Raw genomic sequence first — 7,637 nt, forward strand, 5'->3', positions numbered from 1 at the left:
AACAGCGCGATGACGTCGGTTGTTATTACAGCCGCGACGTTATTTACGAGCGCCCTTGCGGGCTATATTTTCGCCAAGCATCAATTTAAGGGGCAGAAGCTGCTGTTCATCCTGATCTTGGCAACGATGATGATTCCGTTTCAGGTGGTCATGATTCCGACGTATTTGATTACGGCCAAACTGGGGCTGGTCAATCATTTGCTGGCAATTATCCTGCCCAATCTGGTCAGCTCCTACGGAGTGTTTCTGGCGAAGCAGTTCATCGAGGACATTCCCCAGGATCTGCTCGATGCCGCAAGGATCGACGGGGCGGGCGAGCTGCGGCTGATGGTCCGGATCATTGCGCCTCTGATTCTGCCGATGCTGTCGGCGCTTGGTATTTTTACGTTTATGAATGCCTGGAACAACTATTTATGGCCTCTCATTATTTTGAACGACGAGAGCAAAATGACCGTGCCGCTCGCCCTTGTTTATTTTAACGGAACCCATATGGTCAACTATAACGTCGTCATGTCGGCGGCTGTGCTCATCACCCTGCCGGTGATTGTGGTGTTCCTGATTTTCCAGAAGCAGTTTATTAAAGGACTTACGATGACAGGCATGAAATAAAAAGAGAAGAGACCATGAGGAGGAGAAACTACATGACTAAAATATCGATTATCGGCGCAGGCAGCGCCTTTACGCAGGACATCGCCACGGACATTTTACTGATTGAAGGCATTGAGGGCGGGACGATCGCTTTGGTGGATATCGACGCGGAGCGGCTGGAGATCGCCCGCAAGCTGGTCGAGAAAATCATTGAGCTGTCCGGCAAGCGCTGGAACGTTATCGCTTCGACCGATCGCAGGGAGGTCATCGGGGGCTCGCAGTTCGTCATCAACCAAATCGAAGTGGGCGGGCTGCAAACGGTCCGCTATGAGTACGAGATTCCTCTGAAATACGGGGTCAATCAATGCATCGGCGATACGCTGGGGCCGGGCGGACTGTTTAAAACGCTGCGCACGCTTCCGAGCTGGATGGACATCATCCGCGATGTGGAGGATTTGTGCCCGGATTCGACCATTCTGAACTATACGAATCCGATGTCGGCGGTGACCCTGCTGACGTCGCGGGTGACCTCCATTCCGGTCGTCGGCCTGTGCCATTCCATCCAGAATACGTCCCGGCAGTTAGCCAAATACGCCGGCGTACCTTACGAAGACATGCAGTGGCGGGCCGGGGGAATCAACCATATGTCCTGGTTTGTGGAGCTGACCCACGAGGGAAAAGATCTGTACCCTGTGCTTCGGGAAAAGATCCAGAATCCCGACCTGCTGAAAAAGGACCCTGTGCGCTTTGACGCCATGAAGTACCTGGGCGCTTTTGTCTCGGAGTCCAGCGGGCACTTTTCGGAGTACATTCCGTACTACCGCAAACGGCAGTCCTTAATCGACAAGCACTGCAGCACCGGGTATAATGGCGCGACAGGCTACTATGCGGATAACTGGCCGATCTGGCGCAAGGAAAACGACGAAAAAATCGTCAAGCAGCTGGAAGGCTCCCTCCCGATCGAGCTTGCGCCAAGCAATGAATACGCGGCTATCATTATTGAAGCGATGCTGAAAAATGAACCGAAGGTGATTTACGGAAACGTGCCGAACGAAGGGCTGATTCACAATCTTCCCGGGGACGGGATCGTCGAAGTAGCCTGCATGGTCGACCGCAATGGCGTCAATCCATGCCGTTTCGGCAGCCTGCCTGAGCATCTGGCCGCGCTGTGCCGGTCCAACATGGCGTTCTTTGACCTGGCCGTCGGCGCTGTACTGAATAACGACAAGGAAATGGCCCGCCATGCCCTGATGGTCGATCCGCTGTCCGCCGCCGTCTGCTCGCTGGATGAGATCAGCGACATGTTTGAGGAGCTGTATGAAGCGGAGCGCGACTTCATACCGGTGCTGAAATGAGGAGAGCGGACAAGAATAAACCGATTGTCGTTGTGGCCGGTGAGCTGAACGTGGACATCATTATTTCAGGAACGGACGTGATCCCGGAATGGAACCGGGAGAAAATCGTCGACGGCTTTGACGTCGTTCTCGGCTCCTCTTCGGCGATTACCGCGAGCGCGCTGTCCAGCCTCGGCCTGGACGTGCGGTTCGTCAGCGTGGTGGGGGCGGATGACTTCGGCCGCTTCTGCCTGGGCGAGCTGCAGCGGCTGGGGGTGAACACCGATCATGTAGCGGTGCTGCCGGAGGTCACAACGGGGGTTACCATCTCGTTTACGACGCCTTCCGACCGCGGTTTGATCACGTATCCCGGAAGTATTCCGCTGTTGACGCCCGGCCATATTCCCGATGCTTTGATTCAGGAGGCGGATCATTTGCATTTTGGCTCCTACTATTTGCAGGACGGCATGCGGCCGCATTGGAAGGAACTGTTCGGGAAGGCGCAGGACTTAGGGGTCAGCACATCTTTTGATACCGGATGGGACGTCCGTGGCCGGTGGGATGCTGCAGGGATCCGCGCACTGCTGGCCGTTACCGATTTGTTTATCCCCAGCGAGGAGGAGTCGCTGCATATTTTTGAGCAGGACAGCGTAGCAACGGTATTCGGCCAATTGGCGGCCGTTCCCGGTCTGATCGCCATCAAACAAGGCTCAAAGGGTGCATCGCTCCGGTCTCCTGATGGTTCTGTCGTGTCGGCGCCCCCTTATCCGGTTACCCCCGTGGACACGACAGGAGCAGGCGATTGCTTCAATGCCGGATTGATTTGCGGTTTCCTCCAAGGCTTGACCGGCAGAGAGCTGCTTGAGTACGCCAATGCCTGCGGCGCGTTATCCACGCTGGGCGTGGGGGGAACCGGCCATTTGCCGACAGCGGCGGCGGTATCGGCCCTGCAGGGAAGGCGGCCGCTCCAGTAAGCGCCTCGGCGGTGGAAGCTCAGGCAAAGGTTCATGAGAGTCCGGGCAAAGGGGGTGATCGACACATTACATAGCAAGTCTAAATCGGATCCTTTTCATTTCAGTTCAAACTTTAATCATGGGAGTTGATATTTCGTGAAATTCGGTAAAACACTGATTGCAGGTATCAGTCTGGCTGTATTAGGGCTTGGAATCGGGTATACGGCGTCACAGACCGTCGAGGCTTCGGGCGCCGAGTACTACGTTGCTGTTAACGGAAGCGATTCGAATGCGGGTACGAGCGCCGCACCGTGGGCAACGCTGCAGCATGCGGCGGACACAGCCGGCCCGGGAAGCACGGTCTATGTCCGGGGCGGGGTGTATAACCAAAAGCTGAAGATCACCAAGTCCGGTTCCGCGGACCAAGGGCCGATCACCTTTGCCAATTACAGCGGCGAGACGCCGGTTATTGACGGTACGGGACTTCCCGTAAGCGGAACGGAAGGCATCGTTGACCTTGCCGATGTCAACTATGTGACCATTCAAGGTTTCGAAATTCGCAATTATACGACGACTGCCAGCAACGTCATGCCCGTTGGGATATATGTTCATGGCGCAGGCGGCAACATTACCCTTTCCAAAAACAAGATCCATGATATCAAAAACACGTCGACTCCTGCCGGCATCGACCTGCTGGGCCGGGATGCGCACGGCATCGCCGTGTACGGAACCAAGGCGCCGGAATCCATTCATGACGTGACGATCGACGGCAATGAGCTGTACAATCTGGTGCTGGGGTCCAGCGAAACGCTCGTTCTTAACGGAAATGTGGATACTTTTGCCGTGACGAACAATATCATTCACGACAACGACAACATCGGTATCGACGTGATCGGATTCGAAGGGAAGTCGCCGAACTCCGCCTACGACCAGGCACGAAACGGAATCATCAGCGGCAATAAAGTGTACAATATCACCTCCAATAACAATCCTTCCTACGGCAAAAAGCTTCCGAACAACAGCAATTCGGCGGACGGCATTTATGTCGATGGAGGCAAGGACAGCATCATCGAGCGTAACTACAGCTATAACAACGATATCGGGGTGGAAATCGCCTCCGAGCATGCCGGCAAGGCGACCAGCAACATTACGATCCGCAGCAACTTCATTTACAACAACCGTTTGACGGGCATCGCCATGGGCGGATACGACACAGATCGCGGCTCGACGGTAGGCTGCCACATCGTCAACAATACGCTGTACAAAAATGACACCATTGGCGACGGCAGCGGTCAGCTCTACGTGCAGTACGATACCCAGAACAACGTCATCCGTAACAACATTTTTGTGGCCAGTTCTACCGATGTGCTCATTTATAATGAATACACGAAAAATTCCGGCAACGTCGTGGATTACAATCTGTACTTCGCTCCCGGCGGAAGCTCGGATGCCAGCTGGACCTGGAAAAACAAAGAATACACCGGCTTTGCTGCTTATAAAAATGGAACGGGCAATGATGCCCATTCCGTATTCGCCGATCCACTCCTTGTGAACCCCGCTGCAGGCGATTTACACCTGAAGGCGGGATCGCCCGCCATTGATAAGGGCTTGACGGATTCGGATATCGGGTCGCTCGATATCGACGGGCAGCCCCGCATTCAAGGGGCAGGCGTCAATATTGGCGCGGACGAATAACGTTCGTTCATCGTCACCGCAAGCCTAATTAGCAGCCTCCTTTCGCGGGGGGCTGCTTTTATTTTATGAGGGAAAGTCTAGTTCTCAGCAAAGGTCTCGCATCCAGATCTTAAAATGATTTCCCGCTTGGCGGGACTGTTGTCGAAACAGACTTGTTCACCCGGTACTGCCTGAATGGTATAGTAGATGTAACTCTCCTGCTGCTAGCTGAAGATGCGGGAATCTATTACACTTTCAGGAACAGGAGTTGACTGGAATGAACATCGTCGTGCTGGACGGACATACGCTGAACCCAGGGGATTTAAGCTGGGACGAGCTGGGAAAGCTCGGTTCCGTGACGGTCTACGAGCGCACCCCCGCCGGGCTGATTCAGGAGCGGATCGGGAACGCCGAAATTGTGCTGACGAATAAAACCCAGCTGACGCGGGAGGTGCTGGAGGCGGCAGAGAACCTCCGCTACGTCGGCGTGCTTGCGACCGGCTACAATGTAGTTGACATTGAAGCCGCTGCTGCGCGCGGGATTACGGTGACGAATGTGCCGGCATACGGAACCGAGTCTGTGGCACAGTTTGTGTTCGCGCTGCTGCTTGAGCTCTGCCACCAGATCGGGCGGCATGGAGACAGCGTACGCTCGGGAGATTGGGCGAAGGCGGTGGATTTCTCCTACACGCTGACTCCGCAAATCGAGCTCTGGGGTAAGACGATGGGGATCGTCGGCTATGGCCGGATCGGCCGCCAGGTCGCGCGGCTGGCGGAGGCTTTGGGCATGCGCGTACTAGTATCCGGCAGACCGGGGAAGGCGGACGGGGACGAAGACAGCGGCGTCCGGCGTGTCCCGCTCGAGCAGCTGCCCGCTGGGAAGGCCGGTCGACGCCGAGTACGGCCTCATCCACGGAGGATCCACCTGCGTGGTGGAGCTGGCCAGCGCGTCCGGGCTTGAGCTGATCGCCGCTGAGGAGCGGGACCCGCTGCATACGACGACGTACGGGACCGGCGAGGCGATCCGCCGCGCGCTCGATGCGGGCTGCCGCCAATTTATTATGGCGATCGGCGGCAGCGCCACAAACGACGGAGGCGCCGGCATCCTGCAGGCGCTTGGCGTGCGGCTGCTGGATGAGGCCGGGCAGCCGGTTGGACGCGGGGGCCTGGAGCTGCAGCGCGTGGCGGCGATCGACATGGGCGGAATGGATGCACGGCTTGCCGAATCGACCTTCGTGATCGCTTCCGACGTGCAGAACCCGCTGCTCGGCCCAAACGGCGCGTCCCATGTGTATGGCCCGCAGAAGGGCGCGACGCCCGAGATGGTCGCGGTGCTGGAACAGGGGATGTGCGTCTGGGCGGACCGCATCCTGGAGGCGACGGGCCTGCGCGTGCATGACCTGCCGGGAGCGGGCGCAGCCGGCGGCGTAGGAGCGGGGCTGCTCGCTTTTTTCAAAGCCGAGATGAGGAGCGGCATCGATCTCGTGATCGAGCATTCGGGATTCATGGCGCACCTGGAAGGCGCGGACCTCGTCATCACCGGCGAAGGCCGGATGGACGCTCAGACCGCATCCGGCAAGACGCCGATGGGCGTCGCCAAGGAAGCGCGGCGGCACGGGGTTCCAGTCATCGCCCTGGCCGGATCGGTGGGGCCGGGGATCGAGCCGCTGTATGATGCGGGAATCCTCAGCGTGCACAGCATCGTGAACGGACCGATGGCGCTGGAGGAAGCGGTGGCCCGTGCCGGAGAGCTGCTGGAGATGTCGGCTGAGCAGGTGATCCGGACTTTTGCCGGAATCGTCCGTGGGTAGAATTATGCCGTCAACGAATCGTCTTTTTAAAGGGCAATATCATAAAGACTATCGACGTACATGCCAAGAAGCCAGACCGCGTTTAGCGGAACATTTTTTGCGAGATCAGGATGTTTAGCCCAGGAAGTTTATGCTTTTGGATATAAAAAAAGCGGCAGTGTCCGGAAAGCCCGGCCAACTGCTGCTTTTTTTCTGTGATGACCCCTTGATTTTGGTTTGTGTTATTTCTTCAGCGTCATATCCGTCAGCGGGCTGGACATCCGTTTCTTAATCTGCTCCAAAACGCGTTTGGAAACGGAAATGGTGCGGGGGTAAGCAAAATCATCGCGGAAGTGAAGGACGTTGCCTTCAAAGGAAGTAATTTTATTCACGTTGACATGGATGTTGGATGCGGCTCGGACAAAATTGGGCTGCGAGATCAAAGCGGAAATTTCCTGGCTGGTTAACCGTTTCTTGATAATATAGTTTCTGCCGTGGAAAATAACCTGTCCCTGACCGCCGACCTTAAAGAAAAACGCGTCCGTCACCGGATCAAATTGATGATATTCCTGCAGCACCTTGTCGGATGAAGTCATCTTACCAAAGCCCCCTTTTAGAAGATGATAAAGTGTTAGCGCTTTCATTCTACCACACTTTTTCGTCCTGCATAAGAGTAAATTTGTGAATTTTATGATTTTTTTTGTGAACTTGGACAAAAGCGCTCACGGTATTGACCAAATTTTCCATTACGGCCACAATGGTCATAGACGGCTGCGATATGCGCGGTCGCCCGCCAATGTCAAACCGAGAAAGGACGAATGCCTTTGAACTCAAGTCCTATAAAGATCACGGCGATTTCCGGAAGCCTCCGGAGACAATCGTCCAATACGAGCCTGATTCACGCCCTCTATCCGCTGGCGCCGGAAACGATGGAGATTTCGATATTTGAAGGCATCGGAGACCTTCCCCATTTTAACCCGGATTTGGATGGAGACGACCCGGCCCCTTCGGTGGCCCGGCTTCGTGACACGATCCGTCAGGCGGACGGCGTGATCATCAGCACCCCCGAATATGCCCATGGCGTGCCCGGCGTGCTGAAGAATGCGCTCGACTGGCTGGTATCGTCCGGAGAATTCGTCTACAAGCCCGTCACTGTCGTCAGCGGATCGCCGATGGAAACCGGTGGAGAGAAGGCGCATGAGTCCCTTCAGATGACCCTTAGGATGATGACGGCTGACCTGGTGGAGGGCGGGTCTTTCACGGTACCTTTCCTCAATCAGAAGCTCCGGGCCGGAGAG

The 7,637-nt window shown here is 56.1% G+C and carries 8 protein-coding genes; 7 read left to right on the forward strand and 1 reads right to left on the reverse strand.

Annotated features, from left to right (window positions below):
• From CPT76_RS21815 to CPT76_RS21840, 6 genes are all read left to right on the forward strand, one after another.
• On the forward strand, positions 1-609 hold a 609-nt coding region (locus CPT76_RS21815; protein WP_105444456.1), incomplete at its 5' end, for a carbohydrate ABC transporter permease.
• Positions 610-641: 32 nt separating this feature from the next.
• On the forward strand, positions 642-1,943 hold the full coding sequence (melA, locus tag CPT76_RS21820) for an alpha-galactosidase (protein ID WP_105444457.1): 1,302 nt from the start codon (positions 642-644) through the stop codon (positions 1,941-1,943).
• Positions 1,940-2,896, forward strand: a complete 957-nt coding sequence (locus CPT76_RS21825) for a carbohydrate kinase family protein (protein ID WP_105444458.1) — start codon at positions 1,940-1,942, stop codon at positions 2,894-2,896. Before melA ends, CPT76_RS21825 begins: the two co-directional genes overlap by 4 nt.
• Positions 2,897-3,031: 135 nt before the next feature.
• Entirely contained in the window at positions 3,032-4,570 is a 1,539-nt protein-coding gene (locus tag CPT76_RS21830; RefSeq protein WP_105444459.1) for a right-handed parallel beta-helix repeat-containing protein, read from the forward strand.
• 256 nt (positions 4,571-4,826) lie between these two features.
• Positions 4,827-5,510 carry an NAD(P)-dependent oxidoreductase gene (locus tag CPT76_RS21835; protein ID WP_105444460.1) on the forward strand — a complete coding sequence of 228 codons (684 nt, stop codon included), beginning with the start codon at positions 4,827-4,829 and terminating at the stop codon, positions 5,508-5,510.
• Positions 5,401-6,360 carry a glycerate kinase family protein gene (locus CPT76_RS21840; protein WP_105444461.1) on the forward strand — a complete coding sequence of 320 codons (960 nt, stop codon included), beginning with the start codon at positions 5,401-5,403 and terminating at the stop codon, positions 6,358-6,360. Before CPT76_RS21835 ends, CPT76_RS21840 begins: the two co-directional genes overlap by 110 nt.
• Before the next feature lie 221 nt (positions 6,361-6,581).
• On the opposite strand, the gene CPT76_RS21845 is transcribed toward CPT76_RS21840, so the two are convergent.
• A complete protein-coding gene (locus tag CPT76_RS21845) occupies positions 6,582-6,935 on the reverse strand; it encodes a LytTR family transcriptional regulator DNA-binding domain-containing protein (RefSeq protein ID WP_105444462.1) in 354 nt (117 codons plus the stop codon).
• 228 nt (positions 6,936-7,163) lie between these two features.
• Between CPT76_RS21845 and CPT76_RS21850 the strand changes: the two genes are divergently transcribed.
• Positions 7,164-7,637, forward strand: a 474-nt coding sequence (locus CPT76_RS21850; protein ID WP_181152992.1) for an NADPH-dependent FMN reductase, incomplete at its 3' end; no start/stop codon positions are given.

It is taken from the genome of Paenibacillus sp. AR247 (assembly GCF_002968895.1).
Lineage (GTDB): Bacteria > Bacillota > Bacilli > Paenibacillales > Paenibacillaceae > Paenibacillus_AQ > Paenibacillus_AQ favisporus.

Coding starts and splice junctions, on each gene's coding strand:
- CPT76_RS21845 (WP_105444462.1), bottom strand. CDS start 6,935: ATGACTTCATCCGACAAGGTGCTGCAGGAATATCATCAATTTGATCCG.
- melA (WP_105444457.1), top strand. CDS start 642: ATGACTAAAATATCGATTATCGGCGCAGGCAGCGCCTTTACGCAGGAC.
- CPT76_RS21835 (WP_105444460.1), top strand. CDS start 4,827: ATGAACATCGTCGTGCTGGACGGACATACGCTGAACCCAGGGGATTTA.
- CPT76_RS21825 (WP_105444458.1), top strand. CDS start 1,940: ATGAGGAGAGCGGACAAGAATAAACCGATTGTCGTTGTGGCCGGTGAG.